The sequence below is a fragment of the Candidatus Pseudoscillospira sp. SGI.172 genome (assembly GCF_050313575.1).
In the GTDB taxonomy this organism is placed as follows: domain Bacteria; phylum Bacillota; class Clostridia; order Oscillospirales; family Oscillospiraceae; genus Vermiculatibacterium.
Genome location: NZ_JBNPLQ010000010.1, coordinates 45,191 through 68,972, shown reverse-complemented (window position 1 = coordinate 68,972; position 23,782 = coordinate 45,191). Strand labels below are relative to the sequence as shown.

General features: G+C 56.8%; 23 protein-coding genes and 1 riboswitch. Of the genes, 10 read left to right on the top strand and 13 right to left on the bottom strand.

Annotated features, from left to right (window positions below; genetic code table 11):
- Positions 1 to 41 precede the first annotated feature (41 nt).
- From ACQRD3_RS05875 to ACQRD3_RS05825, 11 genes are all read right to left on the bottom strand, one after another.
- Positions 42 to 3,647, bottom strand: a complete 3,606-nt coding sequence (locus ACQRD3_RS05875) for a phage tail tape measure protein (protein ID WP_427780377.1) — start codon at positions 3,645 to 3,647, stop codon at positions 42 to 44.
- Between the two features lie 44 nt (positions 3,648 to 3,691).
- Positions 3,692 to 4,078 carry a phage tail assembly protein gene (locus ACQRD3_RS05870; protein WP_331904382.1) on the bottom strand — a complete coding sequence of 129 codons (387 nt, stop codon included), beginning with the start codon at positions 4,076 to 4,078 and terminating at the stop codon, positions 3,692 to 3,694.
- 260 nt (positions 4,079 to 4,338) lie between these two features.
- Positions 4,339 to 5,070 carry a hypothetical protein gene (locus ACQRD3_RS05865; protein ID WP_427780375.1) on the bottom strand — a complete coding sequence of 244 codons (732 nt, stop codon included), beginning with the start codon at positions 5,068 to 5,070 and terminating at the stop codon, positions 4,339 to 4,341.
- A 13-nt stretch (positions 5,071 to 5,083) separates the two neighbouring features.
- On the bottom strand, positions 5,084 to 5,914 hold the full coding sequence (locus ACQRD3_RS05860) for a hypothetical protein (RefSeq protein WP_427780374.1): 831 nt from the start codon (positions 5,912 to 5,914) through the stop codon (positions 5,084 to 5,086).
- Positions 5,915 to 6,054: 140 nt separating this feature from the next.
- Positions 6,055 to 6,753, bottom strand: a complete 699-nt coding sequence (locus ACQRD3_RS05855; protein ID WP_427780372.1) for a hypothetical protein — start codon at positions 6,751 to 6,753, stop codon at positions 6,055 to 6,057.
- A complete protein-coding gene (locus ACQRD3_RS05850; RefSeq protein ID WP_427780371.1) occupies positions 6,740 to 7,135 on the bottom strand; it encodes a hypothetical protein in 396 nt (131 codons plus the stop codon). The genes ACQRD3_RS05855 and ACQRD3_RS05850 overlap by 14 nt, the downstream gene beginning before the upstream one ends.
- Before the next feature lie 29 nt (positions 7,136 to 7,164).
- The gene (locus ACQRD3_RS05845; protein WP_427780369.1) at positions 7,165 to 7,620 is read right to left on the bottom strand and encodes a hypothetical protein; all 456 of its coding nucleotides are present in this window, start codon (positions 7,618 to 7,620) and stop codon (positions 7,165 to 7,167) included.
- 3 nt (positions 7,621 to 7,623) lie between these two features.
- Complete coding sequence (locus ACQRD3_RS05840; RefSeq protein WP_427780367.1) at positions 7,624 to 7,800, bottom strand: hypothetical protein; 177 nt, start codon at positions 7,798 to 7,800, stop codon at positions 7,624 to 7,626.
- A complete protein-coding gene (locus ACQRD3_RS05835) occupies positions 7,793 to 8,650 on the bottom strand; it encodes a DUF6291 domain-containing protein (RefSeq protein ID WP_427780365.1) in 858 nt (285 codons plus the stop codon). Before ACQRD3_RS05835 ends, ACQRD3_RS05840 begins: the two co-directional genes overlap by 8 nt.
- Positions 8,651 to 8,683: 33 nt before the next feature.
- Positions 8,684 to 9,130 (bottom strand): hypothetical protein, encoded by a 447-nt coding sequence (locus ACQRD3_RS05830; RefSeq protein WP_427780364.1) that lies wholly within the window; start codon positions 9,128 to 9,130, stop codon positions 8,684 to 8,686.
- Between the two features lie 448 nt (positions 9,131 to 9,578).
- A complete protein-coding gene (locus ACQRD3_RS05825; RefSeq protein WP_427780362.1) occupies positions 9,579 to 9,779 on the bottom strand; it encodes a helix-turn-helix domain-containing protein in 201 nt (66 codons plus the stop codon).
- 125 nt (positions 9,780 to 9,904) lie between these two features.
- Here ACQRD3_RS05825 and ACQRD3_RS05820 point away from each other — a divergent pair, with 125 nt between their 5' ends.
- The 9 genes from ACQRD3_RS05820 (at position 9,905) to ACQRD3_RS05780 (ending at position 19,239) form a co-directional block, all read left to right on the top strand.
- Positions 9,905 to 10,447, top strand: a complete 543-nt coding sequence (locus ACQRD3_RS05820) for a helix-turn-helix domain-containing protein (RefSeq protein WP_427780361.1) — start codon at positions 9,905 to 9,907, stop codon at positions 10,445 to 10,447.
- A 121-nt stretch (positions 10,448 to 10,568) separates the two neighbouring features.
- Positions 10,569 to 11,597 (top strand): virulence RhuM family protein, encoded by a 1,029-nt coding sequence (locus tag ACQRD3_RS05815; RefSeq protein ID WP_427780359.1) that lies wholly within the window; start codon positions 10,569 to 10,571, stop codon positions 11,595 to 11,597.
- The gene (locus ACQRD3_RS05810) at positions 11,597 to 12,823 is read left to right on the top strand and encodes a tyrosine-type recombinase/integrase (RefSeq protein ID WP_427780357.1); all 1,227 of its coding nucleotides are present in this window, start codon (positions 11,597 to 11,599) and stop codon (positions 12,821 to 12,823) included. Before ACQRD3_RS05815 ends, ACQRD3_RS05810 begins: the two co-directional genes overlap by 1 nt.
- A gap of 397 nt (positions 12,824 to 13,220) precedes the next feature.
- Positions 13,221 to 13,335: riboswitch (FMN riboswitch) on the top strand.
- Positions 13,336 to 13,498: 163 nt separating this feature from the next.
- Positions 13,499 to 14,605, top strand: a complete 1,107-nt coding sequence (gene ribD, locus ACQRD3_RS05805) for a bifunctional diaminohydroxyphosphoribosylaminopyrimidine deaminase/5-amino-6-(5-phosphoribosylamino)uracil reductase RibD (RefSeq protein ID WP_427780355.1) — start codon at positions 13,499 to 13,501, stop codon at positions 14,603 to 14,605.
- Positions 14,586 to 15,236 carry a riboflavin synthase gene (locus ACQRD3_RS05800; RefSeq protein ID WP_080906182.1) on the top strand — a complete coding sequence of 217 codons (651 nt, stop codon included), beginning with the start codon at positions 14,586 to 14,588 and terminating at the stop codon, positions 15,234 to 15,236. Before ribD ends, ACQRD3_RS05800 begins: the two co-directional genes overlap by 20 nt.
- A gap of 10 nt (positions 15,237 to 15,246) precedes the next feature.
- Positions 15,247 to 16,446 (top strand): bifunctional 3,4-dihydroxy-2-butanone-4-phosphate synthase/GTP cyclohydrolase II, encoded by a 1,200-nt coding sequence (locus ACQRD3_RS05795; protein WP_427780353.1) that lies wholly within the window; start codon positions 15,247 to 15,249, stop codon positions 16,444 to 16,446.
- Positions 16,447 to 16,470: 24 nt separating this feature from the next.
- Positions 16,471 to 16,938: a 6,7-dimethyl-8-ribityllumazine synthase gene (gene ribH / locus ACQRD3_RS05790; RefSeq protein WP_080906180.1), complete on the top strand. Its 468-nt coding sequence runs from the start codon at positions 16,471 to 16,473 to the stop codon at positions 16,936 to 16,938.
- Positions 16,938 to 17,588, top strand: a complete 651-nt coding sequence (locus ACQRD3_RS05785) for an HAD family hydrolase (RefSeq protein ID WP_427780351.1) — start codon at positions 16,938 to 16,940, stop codon at positions 17,586 to 17,588. The genes ribH and ACQRD3_RS05785 overlap by 1 nt, the downstream gene beginning before the upstream one ends.
- A 205-nt stretch (positions 17,589 to 17,793) precedes the next feature.
- Positions 17,794 to 19,239, top strand: a complete 1,446-nt coding sequence (locus ACQRD3_RS05780) for a stalk domain-containing protein (protein ID WP_427780349.1) — start codon at positions 17,794 to 17,796, stop codon at positions 19,237 to 19,239.
- A gap of 94 nt (positions 19,240 to 19,333) precedes the next feature.
- Here ACQRD3_RS05780 and ACQRD3_RS05775 read toward each other — a convergent pair whose 3' ends face one another.
- A complete protein-coding gene (locus ACQRD3_RS05775) occupies positions 19,334 to 20,905 on the bottom strand; it encodes an amidohydrolase (RefSeq protein ID WP_080906177.1) in 1,572 nt (523 codons plus the stop codon).
- An 11-nt stretch (positions 20,906 to 20,916) separates the two neighbouring features.
- Positions 20,917 to 22,185: a chloride channel protein gene (locus ACQRD3_RS05770; protein WP_427780347.1), complete on the bottom strand. Its 1,269-nt coding sequence runs from the start codon at positions 22,183 to 22,185 to the stop codon at positions 20,917 to 20,919.
- A gap of 252 nt (positions 22,186 to 22,437) precedes the next feature.
- On the opposite strand from ACQRD3_RS05770, the gene ACQRD3_RS05765 reads away from it, so the two are divergent.
- Positions 22,438 to 23,727: a hemolysin family protein gene (locus ACQRD3_RS05765; protein ID WP_427780345.1), complete on the top strand. Its 1,290-nt coding sequence runs from the start codon at positions 22,438 to 22,440 to the stop codon at positions 23,725 to 23,727.
- Positions 23,728 to 23,782: the final 55 nt, after the last annotated feature.

Here is a 23,782-nt window from a genome sequence, read left to right as displayed (position 1 = left end):
AAGTACATTCCCACGAGTTCATCCTGCGTTGTGATGACCGTTTATCTGTACATCGTTCTCGACACATCTTCTTCGATTTCCGCGATGGCTTCTCTTACTACTTCTTTCAGACTGTCTCCGTAATCTGCCAAAGCCGCTATCGTTTCCGGTGTCGGATTTCCTTCGACATGAAAAGTGTTTTCGATAATGATGGGCGGCAGTTCGCTGGATTGTCCGGGCAGACTGGCCGATAGCGCACCGTCTCCCTGAATAGCATGCATAGCCTCCAGCAGCTGCGGGGCGAAGGTGATGGCCTGAATCTCCATGCTCTCGCGCATAGCGGCGGTCTCCTCGGCGGTCATGACCTGCTCGCCGCCGTTGAAGTAGACCAGCTCCGGGCCGTTTTCGCCGACGAGGGCAAAGCCGGGTGCGGCGGACTGCGTACCAACTGCGTAGCCGGGAATGCTGCCGGCCGTTCCGGTACCGGACGCGGACAGTGCGGCTCTGGCTGCGGCGGCGACGCGGTTGTAGGCAGCGGTCACCTGGGGCAGCATACCGACAGCTCCGTCGATAAATCCCTGAATGGTGGCCTGCGCGCTTGCCTTGGCCTCGTCGCCAAGGTCCATCGCTTCAATGTCCTCAGCAAGCGCCGTCTGCAGCTCGTCCATGGCGGCCGTGAAGTCGGTCTTGAGGTCGGCTACGCTCCCCGCCGCGTTCTGCTGCTCCTGCTGCAGAGTCTTCCAGTTGGCTACCATCGTGGCCAGCTGCTCGTCGGTGGCGCCTGCCATGCCGGCGATCGCGTTCACGCTGTCGGAGCTACCGTCAGCAAAGGAGGCGATCATGTCGCTCAGCCCCTCAATGTCGGCGCTACGGTCAGTCAGGGATTGCAGGTTGGCGTTGTAGTCCTGCCAGTAGGTGATCTGGCTCTCCAGTGCGGAATTGATGCTGCCCGCGCTGGTTGCAACGACCTTTGCGGCCTCGTCCCAAAGCTGATACTGTCCGGATATGCTTTCGTATGCCGCGCTGTACGCCTCGTTGTAGGACTCCACAAGGGCGTTGATCTTTTCCTGCACGCCGGAGATGGCAGCCTGGAACTCGCTGACCTGTGCAGCAGCCTCTTCGGACGCGCCAGCGCCTTCGTTCATGGAGGCGGTCAGATTCTTGACCGCCTCTTCCGCGAGGGCGATCTCCGCCTCAGCATCGGAAACGGCGTCTGCGTCCTCTTCCATCGCCTTGTTGTAATTTTTGATGGACTTCTCAGCCGCCCATATCTCGTTGTTGGTGTCGTAGATGGAGTTTTGCAGGTCGTAGTATTCCTGCGAGAGAAAAGCGGTCGCATCGGTGTAATAGCCGTACTGGTCGTAATAGGCATCCGCCTGCTTCTGCGCGTCTGCCCATAACGCATCCATCTGCGCGTAAGTATCAGACAGCTTCTGCTGGGCGGCCTCCAGACTGTACTGCGCCTTGGTGAGTCCGATGCTGTTTTCTTCTGCCTCGATCAGCACGGCGGAATACTGGGAGTACAGCTCGGTGAGCTGATCCTGATAGGCCTGCTGCATGGCATTCTGCTTCCACGCCTCGGTGTTGGCGCGGAGCGCTTCGGTGCCACCATTGATGGTGTCGGTTTCGAGGTCGATATAATCGGCCAGCTCCGGTACCACCTGGCAGAGCAGAGCCAGGGTGTTGTGGTACTGCCTGTGCTGCTCGTCGGTATTGAGCCCCGCCGCCTCCATCTCCTCCAGCTTGCCGATGTAGGTGTCTGCGACGCCTGCAGCGGCCATGGTGGAGGTAACGGTATCGCTGTATGCGGACTTTGCCGCATCCATCGCTTCCCGCATATCCCGAGTTGCCTCCGTCAGCTCTTTTACCGAGGGAACGGCATCACTCGAAAATGCTGTTGCCATCGCCGCAACTACAGCGACCGCGCCAGCCACAGCTGCGGTGACTGCGAAGATCGGTCCCAGTGCGACTGTAGATACAGTGGCAAAAGCCGCCGTTGCTGCCCGGGCTATTTTGATGGCGATGGTGTATCCCGCAAGCGCCGTAGCCACAAGACCGATGGAGCCTGCAAATGCTGTGACCGCATTGACCAGAGCTGGATTCTTCTGGACAAATTCGGTAAAGCTGTTGAGCACTTTCGCCCCCAGCTCATACGATTTCCCAAGTGCCGGTGTATAGGCATCTCCAATCGCCACTTTGAGATTGTTGTAGGCATTCTGCATCATGGTCAAGCGGCTCTGTACGGTGGCGTATCGCTTGTTGGCCTCGTTGGTAAGGGCGGTATTCTGCTGCCAGGCGGTATTTGCAGTGTTCACCGCGCCGGTCATCTGGTCTGCGGCAAGACCCAGGGCTTTGAGCATATTACTCTGCCGGATGCCGGTCAGGCCCAGGTCTTCCAGTACGAGGACGGTGCTCTCGCCCTGCTCGTCCAGCTTGCCGAGCCCGCCGATGAAGGAAGTCAGGGCGCTCATGGCGTCGTTCTTCCACGCAGAAGAAAATTCTTCGGAGGACATACCTGCGATACGGGCGAACTCCGCGAGGTCGTCCCCACCCTTTGCAACGGCCTTTTCAATGGCGTTGAGCGTCTGGGTCATGGCGGTACCGCCCGCCTCGGCTTCGATGCCGACAGAGGACATCGCCGCCGCCAGAGCCATGATCTCCGGCTCGGTCAGTCCGGCCAGCTTACCCGCCGACGCCAGACGCGTACCCATCGCCACGATCTCGGATTCCGTCGTGGCGAAGTTGTTGCCAAGGTCAACGATGACAGAGCCGAGCCGTCCGTAATTGTCCGTTGCCATGCCGGTAATGTTGGCGAAGCGCGCAAGGGCGGTTGCTGCCTCGTCAGCTGTCATGTTGGTGGCAGTGCCGAGCATGGTCATGATCTCGGTGAAGTCCAGCAGGGCGTCCTTTTGGATGCCGAGCTGTCCCGCGGCTTCGGCTACCGCTGCGATCTCCTCTGTGGTGGCGGGGATCTCCGTGGACAGCGCCTTGATGGAGTCCGACATCGTTGCCAACTCCGAATCCGTAAGATCAGTGGTCTTGGCGACCCCGGTGATGGCACTCTCAAAGTCCATGGATGCCTGAGAACAATCGGAAAAGTATTCATAGATTTCCTTCAGCGCAGCAGCAACGCCAGCGGCCACGATGGCCTCATGGACCGCATTGAATGCGGTTTCTGCTCTTACGCCAAAGGTATTTGCTTTTTCTGCAGCAGCCTCTTCCTTTTTCTTGAGAGCGTCAATTTCTCCAGCAAGCTGTTCAGAGCTGTGAGCGAGGTCATCGGTGTTGATGCCCGCCTCCTCTAACGCACTGCTCATTTCGTTCAGCTTTGCCGTCTGCTTTTCCAGCGAAGCGGAGGTCTTGTCGATCTGAAGCTGCTTTGCCAGCAGCTTGTTCTTCATGTCGGCGGACTCGTTGCCGGTCTCCTCCATCTCCCGCTGAATATTGTCATACTGCTGCCTTAGCATCTCCAGCCGCTTTCGCGTCGCTTCCGCGGCGGCCTGCTGTTTTTGAAATGCGGAAATATCCGCCTGCATTTTAGAGAGTTCTTGGATTTCCTTCTGCATGGATTCAAGCTCTTGCACAGCCTGCTTAAATGCCTTGCTATAGCTTCCGCCCAGTTTGGCGTTTAGCTGGAACATCATAGTATACTCTTTGAAAGCGCTCATTTGTCAGCCCTTCTTTCTGCCTAAGGATCAGCGCCTTTTATCGTTTAGATACCGGCGCTGAGAAGGAAAGATCTCGCCCTGTTACGAATCCTTCGAAAATCACGCAGCGGCATCGCCGTGAACGCATCTACACCGAGCCTTTCTTTGCAGGCTCGGGCAGCCAGACGGATCTGATACTCGCCGGACATTTCGGCTACCACGACCGGCTTGCCCAGCGCCTGAAGCTCATTCTCGATGGCGATATCATCATCGCCGGACAGCTTGCTGAAATCAAAGGTCAGCGTGTCGTAGGTGCGCCCCTCAAAGGTGAAAGGCGTATCGAAGGTGTGGGTGTAACCTGACAGCTTACCGGCTACCGCTTCCTGCTGAATGGCCTCCAGCGCATTCAACTCCGTATCGCTCAAAACGACCTTGTTCTTGATCTTGTCCATTTGTGTACCTCATCTTTCCGGCGGATAACCGCCAATTTGATTTCAATTAAAGTTACCCTTTTCTCGCGCACTAACTAATCGTTTTTTGGGGTCGGCGAGCCCGCGGCGTGTGGGGCGGGGGTCGTCACAGTACCTTTTGCCGTCGTCGCCTGTTGCAACGCATTTCCCCGCCCTCAGCGCGACGATGCCGAGAGGGGGAGGGAGCGACACCACCTGTCGAGAGTACGCCGCTCTCACGCGCCGTCTGCGCCTCGAAGGGCTTACCGGGGGCCGCTCCCTCCCGGCGTAGAGTTGAAGTGTCCCTTGTCCGGGTGTACTCCCACTTGATAGCGAGCCCGTTCAATATTGACGACAGGCGCAGATTCTTCCTTTTTTGGACTCGATGTTTCCGGCTGTGCGTTATAATGCTCACGCACTCGCTCAAAGGCACGCACCTCTCCGCCCTTGCAGCTGAACTGCCCAATATTGGCGTACCAATGGGTGTATTCCGATTTCTTCTCGAGTTTGCCCCATACCTTGGCTTGTTCTTCGGTTGCAAGATGGATCTCGTCCAGCGCCTTTTCATATGCGGAATTTGCCTTTTCCAGATCCGAGTAAGCATCGCAGGCAGCTTGATAGAGTTCCTCGCTGCCGCGTACATGTGCCGCCCGCAGCATCTTGATTTGTGTGGAAATGGCAGCTTTGCGCGCTTCGATTTTCGCCAGCTCGTCCTGCTCCTGCGCGAAGGTATCGGCATCGCCGGTCCCAGCCGCATCTACCACCGCCGCCTGCATCCCGCGGATTTGAGTGTCCAGTTCTGTCATCTGCTTTTCGAGTGCAGCGACCTTATCCTGGATTCCCTTCTCACGGAGCCGCACATCGGCAAAATAGAGATCACACATATGCTGTGCCGTGGCGGTGACTTCCTTGTTCTGCTGGGCAAGCTCGATGAGCAGATCCGTGACGGCATCGCTGCTCACCTGTGCCTGGGTCAAAATTTCTGTGATGTTCATAAAAGTTTCCTCCTCATTGTGCGCTATGCGCAATCGTTTCAGTTTGGAATTTAGCAAGTAACTTTTGATAGCGAGACTCCAGTTCCATCCTCTTTTCCACCAACTTCTCTACGTTTGATCCGGTCTCTTTAAATCTCGTTAGGCCAGTCCCTGCATAGTAATTGATTCTCGCGTCGATGAATTGCTCTAAGCCAACTGTGTCATTTTTGTCTCGCAGGTGCGACAAAGCATTCTCTTCGAGCCTGATAGCCTGATGAGCCGTTATCCCCAATTCCGCCGCAATACATTTTCGCTTGGCATCGTCATAATATTTGCGCCGAACAAAGAACTGTTCTTCCTTGGGAAGCTGTCGAATCAGTACTTCAAGCGCTTCATGCAGCTGATGAAGATAGATTTGATTTATAGCATCTGCAATGCTGGCATCCTCTCCTTCGCTACACGGCGCACACAAAATCTCTTGTAACGTGCGTGGTTTTTCGTCGTCACCGTCAAGCGGTGCATCTATGCTTACGCAGCCCTGGCTGATAGCAGTGTTATGACATTTCTTGCCGTCCTTTCCGCGCCGCCCTCGCGGGAGGGAGTTTTCCCGATAGATTGCCGCAGTGAGGTAGAACAGGTAATAAAAAGAAAATCTCGTTTCTGAAGTCGGGTCGAAATGCGCGACTGCATCACAAAGAGCGATATAGCCACAGTTATACAGATCATTGTACTCGATCAGATACCGCTCCGGCATATGTCGATAGAGCCTGCGGCAATACCATGCACAGAGGCGCTCAACACAATCCCAGAGTGCCGGCATACTTTCGGTTATTCCTTGCTGGGCTTGACTCACCAGCACGAGCATCCTCTGATTGAGATCACTTGTTCCAGCTGCATTCCTGCTCAATGACACTTGAAAACCGCCTCCCCTTGGTGTATTCTTAAAGGGCAGTCGCAGGCAGGAGAACTGTTTTGGCGGGCAACAGTCGTAAAGTCATTCACACTTTACGGCTGTTTTTGCGTCTGTGCATAGCGGCGTGGAATGATCCAGATGCCGTGATAGTATTTAAATGCTCCAGGAAAGTCCCCTCGTTTACACCGCTTAGAGATCATCCCGGGTGATACGCCGAGCTTTTTCCCTAATTCAGCGGTGCCCATGTGCGAGAGCGGTATTTGAGGCGCGTGATAGTACCGCCCGGAAAACTGCGGGCGAACAGATTTCTCCGGTATCATCCAGTGCTGTCGATTGTCCTCTTTGAACGCCCCGGGCAAAAGCCCTCTGCGGCAATAGGAGTTGATCGTATCTATGTTCAGTCCCCACTTATCCGCAAGATCTCTGCTGGATATGTAGTCCTCCGGATGTCGGCGGAGATAGCTGTAAACCTCGTGTTTTATCGTGCCGGAGGGCAACCCTTTCAAAATGCCGATTTCCCGAAACGATTTCTGCTGGACAAATCTTTGATGGAAAAGATCTCGTGTCCAAGAATCGGCGATTCTCTCGATATAGGCTGTCATGCGTTGATATTCTGCCATGAGTTCTGAAAGCTCTGATTCGCATAGCAGACTAAATTCGGTGTCCGAGAGAACGGAATTTGTTTCAAGTAAAACCGGCTCAGGAACAATGGTGGTGTTTTCAAGAAGATGGATGAGGCGGTCGATATTGACCGCAATGTACGGCAATCCGTTTAATTCAACTGCTGTCAAGGCCCATCGGCTCCTCCTTTTCCTCGCTCGATATATATCTGGCGATCAGTTGCTGTAACGCTCTATCGGTACAGTTACCACCTATGATGCGAGCAGCTTGCTTCCATGTCAGAAGATCCACATAATGAAGGCTCAAAGCGAGTCGCACATACTGATCGTTTACCTTGCTAATTTGACGCTCCAACTCAATCCGAGTCTTGAGAAATTCACGCTGTTTGCCTGACAGTTCTTTCAGCAGGAGCTCTTTCTCTCGGAGTACGGCATCCTTATTGGGGGCGATAGACAAGCTATACAAAATGCTGCCCCCTTTACGCGAAATGACAGATTCCTTGTCCTCAATTATGCATAGAGCCTTTTGAAGTGCAGCAATGGCCTCTTTCAACCGCCAGAGTCGTTCTAAGACTACACGCTTCACGGCTTAAACGGTCTGCGCCACGGTGAAGAGTACAGTCCCTGCTTTTTGTCGGCTCGGCACAGTTCCTGCATTCGGAGGAACTGTGCCCTTGCCAGCACCCGCAGCCACCGACTCTTGACCTTCCGGAGACTGCGGAGCGCGTTTTTCTGCCAACGAGGAGAGCTGTTCCAGTGATTCCGGAGCCAATTGATGATGAACAGCTCCCGTGTGTCAGCATCGTAGCAGATGACGCCGTGGCGGTGTTGCAACCGATCCAGAATATCCCTCACCTCATACCGCTCCATCCCTGTCTCGAACGCAATGGTCTTGATGCTGACCTCATAGCACCCGCAGAGATTGGTGCGGGGATTGGTCAGGCAGTACAGGTAGACATACCGCTCTTCCGGCGTGAAATTATCAACCACCTGCGGGCTTGTCCAAAAGCCGGTGTTGATGCTGCTGATTCGCCCCATGCTCTACCTCCATTCGATGAAACCGCCGAGGGTACCCGCTCCCGCAAAGAGAGCGAGTCCCGTCAAGCTCTGCCAGATGATACGGCTGAGTGGGATCAAGTCCTGGTCGCTGGCTCCGGCGGTACCGATCAGGAGCAGGAATCCGGCAGCGCTGATGACGCCGCAAAAACGCTTACCCATCTTGCTCCACCTCCCACGATTCGTACATCTGATGAAGCTGTTGCAGCTCGTCCATAGCGTTCCTGCCAAAGCCGCGCCGTTCTCCATTGCCGTCGCCATTTCGGATACCCCAATGGTCGCGGCTGCATCTGCGGATGACCAGATTCCAGTCCTTCCACTTGTTCTTGTTGCCGCTGGATTGCGCGGACTCGTCTATGTAGGCAATGCAGCGCTGAAGCTCCGCTTCTCCAAACTCGTCCAACAGACGGGCGTATTCATCGGTGGTAAGCCGTACCCAGCCATAAGCACCAAACTTCTTTTTCGTGCCGCTCCCAGAGGGAGTGGGCGCGGCAGCGCCGGATTGTTTAGGCGGGAGCTCTGCCCAATCGGAAGCTGGCGGCTTTTCCTCCCCACCCCCCTCCTTACTCTCTATAGAAGCTGAAGATGAAGATGAAGATGGAGATGGAGATGGAGTTGATGGTGAAGATGATGGTGTTGTTGTAGATGGTGGCCCTATGTTAACACGCTGTTCAACAGGCTGTTCACAACACGATAACATACCGTCAACGGTCTGTTGTGCCGCCCATTCCTCGAGGGGCAGGGGTTTAATGCCTTCCTTTTTACACTTACGACAGTATGTAAGCCATAACCCCCGTGTTCGCATCTCATCATACCGGGCGCCGTCTCTGTCGAGACTCGGTTTGATGAAAAACCACAAGGCAGCCAGCGCACCATGGAGCGAAGGGCTTTCTCCATCCCTTGCATATCGAAGAATAGCGCCTATAATTTGCTTGGTGTCCTCTGGGGACAGAGCGTCTATTGCTTGAAGCGTTTCGAAATAAATCATAACGCCAGGCTTATTTGCTGCCATGAGATCAGTCCCCCTCGTTTGGAAGCCAGCAGATCATAGTTCATCATGCCGCGCCTCCTCTCCATTCAGCTTCTCGCCGAAAATCTCCAGAACGCGCTGCTGTGCGGCAGAGTCGAGTTCAGTAACGATCTCTTTGACCCGTGCAAGGATTTCAGCGTCAGACTTGGGCCAGACTTTCGGGGGCGCAGCCTTGAAAGCGGCTTTTTCGGGCTTGTACTTCCGTGCGGCAGTGTCGAGCAAATACAAATCGCCCCGCGCCTCGCACAAATAGTGGCACATGATATCCATGCGCCAGACCAACTCCTTGAAGGTAGCGCGTAGGGTGTACTGGTCGGTTGCATCGACCTCTTCATCATCCATTCGGAAATCCAACATGCTGTTCAGCAGACGATCCGCAAGCTGTACGCTCCGAAGCGCTCCGAAAATTTCATCAGACAGCAGGTAAGCGGCGCGGGTCTTTTCACAAGTTAATTTTTCCATCAAAATTTCCTCCTCAAAATTTGCCGGAGGCGTTGACTGCGCAGCCTGTCTTATGTAAAATAGGGCTGACAGTCCGCTTCGGCGGTCGGTTTGTATAGGGACGCTCACATTGCTTAGCTGGCTGGTGGGCGTCTCTTTCTGTTGTGCGGCAGTCCTCGCAGACCTCGCCGGGGTCGAGGTTAGCGCCGCAGCGAGGGCAGGTCCAATAATACGCCATCTGTGTCACCGCCCTTTCTGTCTGGGCTTGCGGTAAGTTGGTGCGACAGCGTTCAGCGGTCGTGCTGGGTGTGTGCAGCGGGCAAGCCATGCGTCGATGTGCTCCTGCCGGAAGAATACCTTGCCCCCAGGCCGCAACTGGATGTAAGCCAACCGCCCTGATGCACGAGCCTCGTCGATGACCGACAACGCACACGGAATTTGTTCGGCGAGCTGCTGGCGGGTAATTAAGTCAGTCACCTTTGTTCACCTCCAGAATTTCCGACACGTCAACATTGAGCGCACGGGCGATTCGCCCGGCTGTTCGAGGAGTTACCTCACGCCCAAGGCGAATTTTTGTTATTGTTTTTGGCGATGCCCCTGTGCGCAAATCGGAGATTGTTTTGCACTGGCGCGCAAGTTCGATTTCGAGTTTTTCAACAGAAAGTTTCATTTTGCACCTCCAATTGTTCCTGTTAAGAACACGATACATCATTTTAGCGATCCTGTCAAGAACTTTTTGGAACAAGTATTGCCTTTTGGTTCCCAATAGGATACAATTATGACGAGGTGATGTTGATGGAAAGGATAATCTCTGCCAGAAAAAGGGCTGGATTAACGCAAGCGCAGCTGGCTGCAGCAATTGGAGTAAAGAGAGCTGTAATATCAAAATACGAAACCGGAGCAATTGAACCATCGATATCACAGTTGCAAAAAATAGCAGCGGCTCTGAAGGTCCCTCTTTCTTCCCTTTTAACGGACATTGACGATACATTTTCGTTTAATTCAGAATCTTTAGAAATGGCTATAAATGAGCACCTGCATTCCCAAAAAAAGAAGAGAGATGAAACTGCTCATAGGAAAATTCTGGGGCAGTCTGACGTTGACAATCTAATTGCTACAGCCGAACAGGAACATATGTCTTATCTGGAAAAACTCTGCTTTGACCCAACGATGCCAGATGAGGATTACCCCGCCAGAATTCGCTATATTACCTCATTTGTTGAGAAAAATGCAGATACGCTAAGGCTCGCAATGCCAGGAACGAGTATGGCTCCTGATGACATTGAAGAAGCGAAAAAAATAAGAGCCGCCGGCGGAACGCCGGACAGCTCCAAATGAAAATACCGCTCCAGACTGATACTCTGGAGCGGCGGAAAGCAATGCACAAGGGAAACACTCATACACGGCTCGGAATCATTCTACCATTTCCTCCGAGCCGTGACAAGGGAGGATTGTTGAAATGGATAATCAGTTTGAATTTTTGGTGTATCGCACAGCGGAAGAAGATATTTCAATCAACGCCGTTGTCAAGGACGAAACCATTTGGCTCACGCAAAAAGCCATGGGCGAGTTGTTCGGCGTGGACAAATCCTCCATCAGCCGACATCTGAAGAACATCTTTGCGGAGGGTGAACTTCAGGAGGAAGTGGTTGTTGCAAAATTTGCAACAACCACTCCGCACGGTGCGATTGAAGGAAAAACGCAAACCAAGGACACACAGTTTTATAATCTGGATGCCATTATTTCTGTCGGCTATCGCGTCAACTCCCACCGCGCAACGCAGTTCCGTATCTGGGCCACCGGCGTCTTGAAGGAGTACATGACAAAGGGCTTTGCGCTGGACGATGACCGGCTCAAACAGGGAAAGACCGCTTTCGGAAAAGATTACTTCCGTGAGCTGCTTGAGCGCGTTCGCTCAATCCGTGCCAGCGAGCGCCGCATCTGGCAGCAGATCACAGATATTTTCGCCGAGTGCAGCATCGACTATGACCGCAATTCCCAGATCACACATGATTTCTACGCCATGGTGCAGAACAAATTTCACTATGCCATTGTCGGTCAGACTGCGGCCGAGATCGTCTACTCCCACGCTGACCGGAGCAAAGACAACATGGGGCTGATGACATGGAAGCACGCGCCGGATGGACGCATTTTAAAGTCAGATGTCTCCGTCGCGAAAAACTATCTCGAGGAAAAACAGATCCGTCAGCTGGAGCGCGCCGTCACTGGCTATTTCGACTACATCGAAGACCTGATCGAGCGGGAAAACACCTTCACGATGGAGGAATTTGCCGCCAGCGTAAATGAGTTTCTGACCTTTCGCAGATATAAAATACTTCCGGACAAGGGGCGCATTTCCGCTCAGGCCGCAAAGAAGAAAGCGGAAACCGAATATGCCGAGTTCAACAAAACGCAGCGCATCTCCTCCGACTTCGATAAGGAGGTCAAGCGGATGCTGGAAAGCGGTCAACAGGGAGAGCTTGACTGATGGGCCGCCCGAAAAAGCAAACGCCCCAGTATAGCACCGATGTAATCAACGGCTATACCTATTACCGAACGCGAATTGTCGATGCGGATGGAAAGCGGGTTTCGCTCCGTGCGAAATCCCCCGAGGAGCTGGAGGCGAAGAAAGCCGAGGCTCTGCGGCAGATCGCGGAAGCAACCTTCCGGCTTGAAAATCCAACGGTTGCCGATTACTGCGAAAAGTGGCTGACAATGAAGACGGCCAACATTAGGGCAACGACCCTCGCGGATTACCGCTCCAAGGTGAAACAGCATATTATCAAGCCGCTGGGGGATAAGCTCATGGCAGATGTGACGCCGGATGATATCAATCTGGCCATTCTCCCGGCATCGAAGCTGTCGCAGTCGGTCTATCAATCTGTTCAGATGCTCTACAAGCTGATTTTCGAGGCCGCGGTCAAAAACCGCATCATCCAGGACAACCCTGCCGCAGATTTAAACCCCAAAGGTGGAAAACCACCGAAGGAAACGACAGCTTTGACAGACGAGCAGGTAAAAATCCTGCTGGATGCGATTCGCGGCCTGCCTCCCTATCCGTTTGTCATGATTGGTCTATATGCCGGCCTGCGCCGGGAGGAAACACTTGCTTTGAAATGGGACAGCATCGATCTTGACGGGAAGACGCCAACGATTAAGGTCTGCCGCGCATGGCATACCGAGCACAACCGCCCCGTCATATCAGATCAGCTAAAGACAAAGGCTGCACGCCGGAATATCCCCATACCGCCGCAGCTCGTCGAGTGCCTGAAAGAAGTCAAGTTGAAATCGACCTCCGAGTATGTTTTCGCCAGCAGCATCGACGGAGGCCCGCTGTCCTACACGCAATTTGCACGCCTGTGGAAGTACGTCACGGTTCGCTCCACCAAGCCGCGCACCTATACCCGTTATCTTGAAAACGGAGAGAAGCTGAAGCGCACCGTCACCCCTGTTTTGGGTCAGCGCGCCACCCATAACAATACAGTCATCTACAGCATGGATTTTCAAGTCAAGACACACCAGCTGCGCCGTACCTACATCACCAATTTGATTTATGCCAATGTAGACCCGAAGACGGTGCAGTATCTGGCTGGACATGAAAATATCAAGGAGACGCTTGATATCTACGCAAAGGTCAAATATAATCGTCCCGAGGATATTGCGGCAACGATCAACAGTGCCTTTGCCCCGAAGCGGCAGGATGTCTCACCATAGAAAACTCTTCATAAAAGGGCTAAACAAAGGGCTAAATATCAAGATAAATGTGCATAGTCCTTGAAAACAAAGGGCAATTCATCGAAGGAAAATCAGCAGTACGGTCTGAAGGCCGCCCGCCGCGCTCCCCAGTTCTCCAAGCGCTGATTTTACAGTTATCGCATTCAAAAAGCCCGAAACTGCATCAGTTTCGGGCTTTTCTTTTTCGTCCTGGATCCTGCAATCTGCACAGGCAACTTATCTTAATATCTATCCGGCAGTCCCATTGCGCACCGCTCTTTTATTCTCGTAAAAGTTTTGTCCATGTGCATCCAAACAACGCCGAAGGTTCCTCAGGTGAAGAAAGATTGTGATTGACAGATTGACACAGTGCGTGTATAATTTGAAAAAAATGAATAGAAATCTTCAGGGCGAGGTGCGATTCCTCACCGGTGGTAAAGCCCACGAGCCGAAAGGCATGATTCGGTGCAATTCCGAAGCCGACAGTATAGTCTGGATGAAAGAAGATAATTGAGATGCAGGGACTGTTGTTTCTGTGCTCCCATGTCGCTCTGGAATGGTATCATTCCGGAGTTTTGTTTTGCCAGGGGGACGCAGAGACCCATAGCCGTTTCTTTCTCACTTTGATGCCTTGAACAATTCTGTTCAAGGCATTTTTCTTTGGAGGGAATCCCAATGGAGGAACAGGAATACATGCGCCGCTGCGTTGCGCTGGCGAAACAGGGCATCGGCTGGACGTCACCGAATCCGATGGTAGGTGCCGTGATCGTGAAAAATGGCCGAATCATCGGCGAGGGGTGGCATGTTCGCCGCGGTGAACTTCACGCCGAGCGGCACGCGCTGTCCCGCTGCACAGAATCGCCCGACGGCGCAGATCTGTACGTCACGCTGGAGCCGTGCTGTCACCACGGCCGTCAACCCCCCTGTACAGATGCCATTTTGGCGGCGGGGATCAGGCGGGTGCATGTCGGCTCCGACGACCCCAATCCCCTGGCAGCGGGAAAAGGTCTGGAGATCCTGCGCAGCAAGGGCGTGGAAGTGAAAACCGGGATCCTAAAAGAAGAATGTGACGGCCTGAATCAGGTATTTTTCCACTTTATCCGAACCGGCACCCCCTATGTGGTGATGAAGTACGCCATGACTCTGGACGGAAAAATAGCCGCCTACACCGGGAAGTCTCAGTGGATTACCGGCAAAGATGCCCGCAGCCGGGTACATCAGGAGAGGCACCGCCTCCGCGGTATCCTTGTGGGTGTGGGCACGGTACTGGCGGATGATCCCATGCTCAACTGCCGTATGGAAGGGGGGCGCGATCCCGTTCGCATCGTCTGCGACACCCATCTGCGGACCCCGGCGGACAGCCGGCTGGTAAAGTCTGCCGGCCGCATTGAAACCATCCTGGCAACCTGCTGTACGGATCCGGCGCGGCAGCGGCCCTATCTGGAAGCGGGATGTCGGGTTTGGCAGCTCCCCGCAGTCCAGGGCCGGGTCAACCTGTCCGCCCTGATGCAACGCTTGGGACAGGCCGAAATCGACAGCGTTTTGCTGGAGGGCGGCGCGGAGCTGAACTGGTCCATGCTGGAGGCAGGGCTGGTCCAAAAGGTTCAGGTATATCTGGCTCCTAAGCTGCTGGGCGGACTGACCGCCCGATCCCCGATCGGCGGGCAAGGCGTGCCGGAGCCCGGCAGGGGCTGGCGGTTGGAAAACAGTGTGATCCACCCCATCGGGGAGGACTTTTTGATTGAAAGTGAGGTGGCGTATTGTGTTCACGGGACTTGTTGAAGAAATCGGAACCGTTCGTTCCATCCGGCATGGAAGGACTTCAGCGGTGCTTTCTGTCCGTGCCGAGACGATTTTGTCGGATCTGAAGACCGGCGACAGTGTGGCGGTCAACGGCGTATGTCTCACCGCGGCCTCGGTAGACGCCGGAGGATTTACCGCAGACGTCATGCCGGAAACCATAGACCGGTCTTCTCTTGGGACACTGGGCACAGGCAGTCTTGTAAATCTGGAGCGGGCCATGTCTGCGCAGGGGCGCTTTGGCGGACATATCGTATCCGGTCACATAGATGGAACCGGCACCATCACCCGGCTCAGGCGGGATGAAAGCGCAGTCTGGTATACGGTTGCCTCTCCGCCGGAAGTTCTGCGCTACGTGGTGGAAAAGGGCTCCATCACCATTGACGGGATCAGCCTCACCGTGGCAAAAGTGACGGATATCGACTTTTCCGTGTCTCTCATTCCCCACACCTCAGCCGTCACGGTGCTGGGAAAGAAAAAAGAAGGGGCTGTGGTGAATCTGGAAGCGGATATCATTGGGAAATATGTGGAAAAACTGTTGAATTACCGGGAGAGATCACCCCGCTCCGCCACCGGCCTGACTATGGATTTTTTGACAGAAAACGGTTTTTAAGGAGGTACTTATGTTTCAATACAACACGATCGAAGAGGCGCTGGAGGCACTGCGCCAGGGAAAAATCATCATGTGCACAGACGATCCCGACCGGGAGAATGAGGGCGATCTGATCTGTGCGGCGGAGTTTGCCACCACGGAAAACGTCAACTTTATGGCTTGCAATGCCAAGGGCCTGATCTGTATGCCCATGAGCGAGAACTACATCCGCCGCCTGCAGTTTCCCCAGATGGTCTCACACAACACCGACAACCACGAAACAGCCTTCACCGTCTCCATCGACCACATGGATACTTCCACGGGCATCTCTGCCGCTGAACGCTCCATCACCGCCATGAGATGTGTGGCCGATGACGCAAAGCCTTCCGATTTCCGCCGCCCGGGGCACATGTTCCCCCTGCTGGCCAAGCCCCACGGCGTTCTGGAGCGCAGCGGCCATACCGAGGCTACGGTAGACCTGCTTCGCCTGGCCGGGCTGAGGACCTGCGGCCTGTGCTGCGAGATCATGCGGGAGGATGGCACCATGATGCGCACGGCTGAATTGCAGGCGAAATCGCAGGAATGGGGCATGGTTTTCATCACCATCAAGGATCTGCAGAATTACCGGAAACGCCACGAGAAATTGGTGGAGCAGGAGGCCGCCGCCAAAATGCCTACAAGGTACGGCGATTTTGTGGCGTACGGATACCGGAACTTGCTCAACGGCGAACATCACGTCGCACTGGTCAAGGGGGATATTGGAGACGGAAAAGATCTGCTGGTCCGGGTCCACTCCGAGTGTCTGACCGGCGACACCTTCGGCTCCCGCCGCTGCGACTGCGGCCAGCAGCTGGCGGCGGCCATGACCATGATCGAAAGCGAGGGCCGGGGCATCCTGCTGTATATGCGCCAGGAAGGACGCGGCATCGGTTTGCTGAACAAGCTGAAAGCCTACGCCCTGCAGGAACAGGGCATGGATACGCTGGACGCCAATCTGGCATTGGGCTTTGCGGGCGATCTGAGAGAGTATTTCATCGGCGCCCAGATCCTGCGTGATTTGGGTGCAAAGACCCTGCGCCTGCTGACCAACAATCCCGACAAGGTGTATCAGCTGTCCGATTTTGGTCTTGACATCATCGAGCGAGTCCCTATTCAGATGACGGCCACGGCAGAAGATCTGTTTTATCTGCAGACAAAGAAAAATCGCATGGGACATATTCTAGATTATTAATGACTGAAACGGGAGGAAATTGACATGAAAAAATTTGAAGGCAGATTGGTATCCGAGGGTATCAAAATTGGAATCGTCTGCGCGCGGTTTAATGATTTCATCGTTTCAAAGCTGCTGTCCGGCTGTGAGGACACCCTGCTGCGCCACGGCGTGCAGCCTGACGAGATTGCGGTCGCCTGGGTCCCCGGCGCATTTGAGATCCCGCTGATTGCGTCCAAGATGGCCAAAAGCGGCAGGTTCGACGCAGTCATTGCGCTGGGCGCCGTGATTCGCGGCAGCACCACCCACTATGATTATGTCTGCAGCGAGGTATCCAAAGGCATTGCCAATGTGGCGCTGAACAGCGGCATCCCCGTGATGTTCGGCGTAATCACTACCGAAAACATTGAGCAGGCGATCGAACGCGCGGGCAGCAAGGCCGGCAACAAGGGATCTGAATGTGCTCAGGGCGCCATCGAAATGGTGAACCTGATCCGGGCGCTGGACAGTTGATGACCAACCTGCTCTTTGACTACGACGGAACGATCCATGACAGTCTGCATATCTACGTCCCCGCCGTACAGTCCGCTTACGACCGTCTGGCGTCACTGGGATACGCGGCTCCCCGGCGCTGGACCGGCCCGCAGCTGCAAAGGTGGATCGGGTACCCCCCATTGGAAATGTGGAATCAGTTTCAGCCCCGCCTGCCGGAGAATGAAAAACAGTTCTCCGCGGAATTTGTGGGGGAGGAGATATACCGTCTGATCGAAAATGGACAGGCACGCCTGTACCCCCATATTACGCAGGTGCTGGAAACTCTCCATCGGAGGGGATATCGCCTGCTTCTGCTCAGCACCTGTCCCCGGCGCTATCTGGATACCCACGTCGAACACTTTGGGCTGCATCGATGGTTTGATGCCATGTACTGTGGCGAGGCATATTCCTACCGCCCGAAACACGAGATCTGCCGCTTGTTGATGGAGCAATACGATGGCCGCTTTCTTGCGATCGGTGATCGAAAAGGAGATATTGAGATCGGCCGGCAAAATCAATTCCCTGCGATTGGCTGCTGCTACGGGTACGGCGCCAGCGAAGAATTTTGTGGAGCAGCCCGGCTGGTCCGCACTCCGGCAGAACTGGCCGATGCCGTCTGCAGCCTGTGAAAAACAACGGCAGGGCAGATCATTTGATCCACGAGCGGGTTTTAAAAGCGTTGGAGCGCCTGGATCCTGGTTTGAGAAACGCCCCTTCTTTGTCTGTTTTTTTGATTTTCTTAATTTTTCTTAACTTTTTTTCACGCTCCTTGTGTTTTCATCCCATTAGAAGTATAATAATTTTAACCTGAACCACTGAGAGGAGTTTTCTGCCATGAAAAAATTACCACGCCGCGTTCTGGCCATGGGGACTGCCGCCGTTCTGCTGGGCTGTACCCCCGCCGCTCTGGCCGCCGACACCAACTCCGCCATTTCCGTCCAGCTGGACGGTCAGAACCTGACCTTCACCGACGCCGTTCCCCAGGTGAAGGATCAGCGCACCTTCCTGCCCTTCCGCGCCGTTCTGGAGGCCATGGGCGCCCAGGTTTCCAACGAGGGCGACGTCATCACCGCCGTCCGGGGCGGCAAGACCCTGACCATGACCATCGGCTCGGCCGAGGCCAAGGTGACCGAGGGCGGAAAAGAGACCACCCTCACCATGGATGTGGCCCCCTATGTGGACGCCGCCACCTGGCGCACGTACGTACCCGTTCGCTTCGCCGCCGAGGCCTTTGACTGCGCCGTGGGCTGGGATCAGGACGACATGACCGCCGTCATCGTGGACACCGGCAAGCTCCTGGACCAGGCCAAGGAGGGCAAGACCTTCACCTACCTGGAGAAATATCTGGACTACGCCCAGAAGTATCATACCGGCATCTGGGACACCACACTGGCTTTGGACGGCTCCGTGACCCTGATGGGCGCTCCCATCGCCATCAAGGGCTCCGCTTCCGGCACCATGGCCGACACCACCAAGCTGTCCATGGGGATGAACATGACCATGGATATGAGCAAGTTCATTGCTGAGATGAATGCGCTGACCAAGGGTCAGAACGCGGCCTCCACTCCCATCTCCGCCGAGGATCAGGCTATGATCGACGCCCTGGCCAAAGATGGGATCAGCATGCAGATGCGGGGCGACATGGCCGGCGGCAAGCTGTATATGAATATGAGCGGCAAGGCCCTGGAGGCCGCCGGAATGTCTCCCGACGTGTGGTACTCCATGGATCTGGCCGCCCTCACTCAGACTGCCGGCATCGACTTCACCGCTTTGATGGATGCCTCCAAGACCATGAACTATGAGTCTCTGGTAAAAATGGCCCTTCAGAGCGCCGATCTCTCCGACAGCACTACCGCCTATACTGAGGCGCTGAACGCCGCCAAGCAGGTCGCCTCCTTCCTCTCCGACAGCTCCTTTGTGAAAAACGGCAGCGACTACACCACCACCGCCTCCATCACCGAGGACGGTGCCAAGGTGGATCTCTCCCTCACCCTGACCACCAGCGGTGACAAGGTCGTGGGCTACAGCATGAACATGGGGATGAGCGCGGCCGCCGATGCCGAGGACGCCTCTGCCGGCAGTGTCACCATGAACATGACCGCCTCTATGGACGCCAAGGACCAGATGAAGTCTCACGTGACCATGGATATGATGGGCTTCCTGGGCATGGATCTCACAATGACCGGCGGCTACACCAAGGGCGACAAGGCCCCTGAGACCGAGCCTCCCGCCGGCGCCACCGTGGTCCCCTACGAGACGCTCCTCGCCCCCCAGGCTTAAATTTCAGAGCGCGCCTTCAAACAAGCAAAAGGGCGCCCCATTTGCGGGACAGCGCAAGCTGCCGAACGCAAATGGGGCGTCCTTTTGTTCCGCATCATGATGGCTGCCGATACACCGTCTCCCCGCCCTTGACGGTCTCCAGCACCCGGAGATCCCGGATGCGCTCCGGGGCCACGGCGGTGGGATCTCCATCCAGAATCACCAGGTCGGCCCTCTTTCCGGGGGCAATGCTCCCCCGCTCGGCCTCCATGAAATACTGTCGGGCGGCATGGGTGGTGACTCCCCTGAGGGCCGCCTCGGCGGACACCGCCAGTTCGTGTCCCAGCGTTTTCCCCTTCCGGGTCAGGCGGTTCACGGCGCACCACACGCTCTCCAGCGCGTCGGGCGGGATCACGGGGCTGTCCTGGTGAAGCGTGAAGGGAATCCCCAGTTCCTCGGCCCATTTCAGGGGGCTGATGAGAGCGGCCCTGCGGGGGCCGAAGTTGCGCAGATGGGTGTCCCCCCAGTACCAAAGGTGGGCTGCGAAAAAGGAGGGGATCATCTCCAGCTTCCCCATCCGCTCCAGCTGATCCCGACGGACCAGTTGGGCGTGGATCATCACCGGACGGTGGGGATCCTTCGCCCCGGCGGCTGTCAGGGCGGCGTCAAAGCAGCGCAGATATTGTTCGGCGGCGGCGTCCCCGTTGCAGTGGGCCAACAGCTGCCGTCCGTCCCGAAGGGCGGTGGAAATAAACTCGGTCACCTGCTTATCCTCCCAGATGGGATAGCCCCGGTAGGCGGACTCTCCGGCGTAGGGCTCGCTCATCCAGGCGGTACGTCCCTGAGGGGAGCCGTCCAGAAAAATTTTATAGCCTCCCATGGAGAAGTTCCCCACCGGCGGCTCCCCCGCCAGTTCGGGGGCGGCACAGAGATCGGCGTAGCCCACCACGTCCAGCCTCATCCCCGCCCGGGCCCCGGCGGAGAGAAGGGCGTACTCCCGTTTTCCCGTCATACCGTCCTGGGCCAGCACATACCCGTGAGAGAGGTAGCACTCCTCCGCCGCCCGCAGATCCCCCAGCTCCTGTTCAGGGGTCGGCCGGGGCATCGCTCCGGCCGCCAGGCGGGTGAAGGCGGTCTCCTCCAGATAGCCGCTGGGCGTACCGTCAGCCTCTTTGACGATCCTGCCTCCCTCCGGATCCCGGGTGTCCGGTCCGATGCCCATACGGCGCAGGGCCTCGCTATTGGCCACTCCCATATGGCCCGAGGCGTGGGCGATGAGGCAGGGGTTCTCCGGCAGAGCGGTGTCGAGCAGATGTCGGCTCGGGTGGACTCCCTCATTCAGAAGATTATGGTCGTACCCCGTACCGATGACCCACTCCCCCGCCGGGATGCGTCTGCTCTGCCGGAACTGCCGCAGGAGCGCCGTCAAGGTATCAAAATTCTCCGCCGTCCCCAACTGGGCCAGGGAGAGCGTGGAGGCCACGGCGGAGATGTGGCTGTGGGGATCCAGGAATGCGGGCAAAAGGGCACGCCCTTCCAGATCCACAGCCCGGGCGCCGGGATCCAGCGCCTTGAGTTCCTCCTCTGTCCCCACCGCGGTGATCCGGCCCCCGGACACCAGCACCGCCTCGGGGCGGGGTCCGCCCTCCATGGTCAGGATGGGGCCGCCGAAATAACGTATTGACATGTCATCTTCCCTCACTTGCGCATGCGCGCGTAGCGCTCCGGTCTGATCTTAGAATACACGATTTCCTGTGCGCTATACAGCCCTCCGTAGCCGGAGACCAGATAGGACACCGCGCACACCACCGCATACATCCCCAGCCCCCGTCCGCCGAAGAGCTCATAGGCCAGAATCAGGGAAGCCATGGGGCAGTTGGTGACTCCGCAGAATACCGCGGCCATCCCCGCCGCGGCGGAAAAGGAGGCGGGCAGGCCCAGGAAGGGCCCCACCAGACAGCCGAAGGTGGCGCCGGTGAAAAACACCGGGACGATCTCGCCCCCCTTGAACCCTGCGCCCAGGGTAAGGGCGGTGAAGAGCATTTTCAGCAGAAAAGCCGGAGGGACGGCGGAACCGGACACGGCGGCGGCGATGACCTCGCCTCCCGCGCCGTTGTAGTCCCGGGTGCCCACCAGCAGGGTGAGCAGGATAATGATCGCCCCGCCCGCCGCCGCCCGGAGATAGGGATTTGGGAGAAAGCGCTGATAGAAGTCATGAGACACGTGCATGCACTGGCAGAACAGGATGGCCACCAGGGCGCACAGGACCCCCAGCGCCGCGGTCTGCGCCAGGCTCAGAGGGGACAGCTCCGGCACCTGTGCCACGGCGTAGGCGGTGGGGACCAGCCCCAGTCCGCCCGCCAACAGGGCGGCGATCAGGGCGGAGAGGGTGGCGGGGACCAGGGCGGCATAGTGCATCACCCCCACATGGACCACCTCCATGGCGAACACGGCGGCGGTGAGAGGGGTGCCGAAGAGGGCGGAGAAGGCGGAGGCCATGCCGCACACCACCAGGATCCGCCGATCCTCCAGGGCAAACCCCAGCCGCCGTCCCGCGCTGGAGGCAATGGCGCCCCCAAGCTGGAGAGCGGCCCCCTCCCGCCCGGAGGACCCGCCGCACAGGTGGGTCAGCGTGGAGGCCAAAAAGATGAGCGGGGCGGTGCGGAAGGCCATGGGGGTCTCGCCCCGGACGGCGTTGAGCACCAGGTTGGTCCCCTTGTCCTCGTGGATGCCCCCCAGGTGGTAGAGCCCCACAATGGCCATACCGGCCAGGGGCAGCAGATACAAGAGCCACCCGTGGGCCAGCCGCAGCTCGGTGGCCCAGCCGATTGCCATGTGAAAAGCCACCCCCACGATGCCCACCCCAAGGCCCACCGCACAGGCGATCACAGCCCATTTCACCAAAGCCTTCAGGTGGGCGCCCAGATGCTCCACCTCTCCTGAAACAATATCTTTCCACTCTTCCATGTCACACACCAACCTTGTTTGAGGTCAAATCTTCTGTTTTTAAAGCTTCGCCGGAAGTTATTATACCACAGCATGCCCCTGCCGTCACAGGATTTCTCCCCTGACGCCCAAAAATCGACAATTCCCTCTGAAACCGCACTTTTAAAGTCCTCCCATTCCTGTTTCTTGAGTGTTTATTCTTTTTACGTGCATTTTTATCTTCGCTGTGCTATACTGATTTTAAACATACGGTCATTGAAGGAGGAATTCCCCGTGGGCGATCCCACACTGCCCCGATTGTTTCTGGAACTGATCCTGCTCCTGCTGGGTGGAGCGTGCGCCGCCGGAGAGACGGCGCTGAAGGAACTGTCGGGCGAGCCTCTCATCCGCTCCGAGCACGACCCGCTGGCCCGTTTGGCCCGCTCTCCCGCCCACGCGCTGGCGGCCTGCCGCATCGGGCTGACCGCCGAGTCCTTCGCCGCCGCGGTCACCTGTTCCGCCTGGTTCGCCTTTCCCTTCGCCTGGGCCAGGGCTTACCCGGCGCTGAATGCCGCCGTGGTGCTGGCTGTTCTGGGCCTGGCCCACCTGGTGCTGGTGAGCTATCTCCCCCGGTGTCTGGCCGTCCACGCTCCGGAAAAGACGGGGCGCAGCCTGCTGGGCTTTCTCACCCTTCTCTCCGCCCTTCTGCGCCCCCTGTCCTGGCTGGTGAGCGGTCTCACCGGACTGCTGCTGCGGCTGCTGGGGATCGATCCCCGCACAGAGAGCGAAGAGGTCTCTGAAGAAGATATCCGCCTCATGGTGGACATGGGCGAGGAAAAGGGGGCCATCGAGAAGGAGGAAAAAGAGCTCATTGAGAACGTCTTTGAGTTCAACAACTCCACCGCCGGCGACGTGATGGTCCACCGCACCGATGTGGTGATGATCTGGGCGGACGATCCCGACGGCGAGATCCTGGACACCATCCGCGCCTCCGGCCTCACCCGCTTCCCCGTGTACGAGGAGGATCAGGACGACATCATCGGCATCCTCAACACCCGGGACTATCTGCTCAACGCCCGCCGGGAGCCTCCTCTGCCTCTGCGTCAGCTGCTGCGCAAGGCCTACTTCGTCCCCGAGACGGTGCGCACCGACGTGCTGTTCCGGGATATGCAGAGCAAAAAGATCCACCTGGCAGTGGTGGTGGATGAATACGGCGGCACCAGCGGCATCATCACCATGGAGGACCTCATCGAGGAACTGGTAGGCAACATCTACGACGAATTCGACCCCCAGGACGAGCAGGAGATCGTCTCCCTGGGCGACAATCTCTGGCGCATCGCGGGTTCTGCCGACCTGGAGGACGTCTCCGACGCTTTGGGAGTGACCTTCCCCGACGACGAGGAGGCCGAGACCCTGGGCGGGCTGGTCTTTGCCCGGCTGGACGTGATCCCCGCCGACGGCAGCCGCCCCACGGTGGAGGCCGACGGCCTGCGCATCGAGGTGGAGGAGCTCACCGACCGGCGGGTGGAGTGGGCCAGAGTCTCCAAGCTCTCCTCCGCCCCGGCCCAGCCGGAGCACCCCTGAGCGATCGTATTCCCAGCCCCGGTCCGTCCGGGATACATGATACTGGAATCTGGAG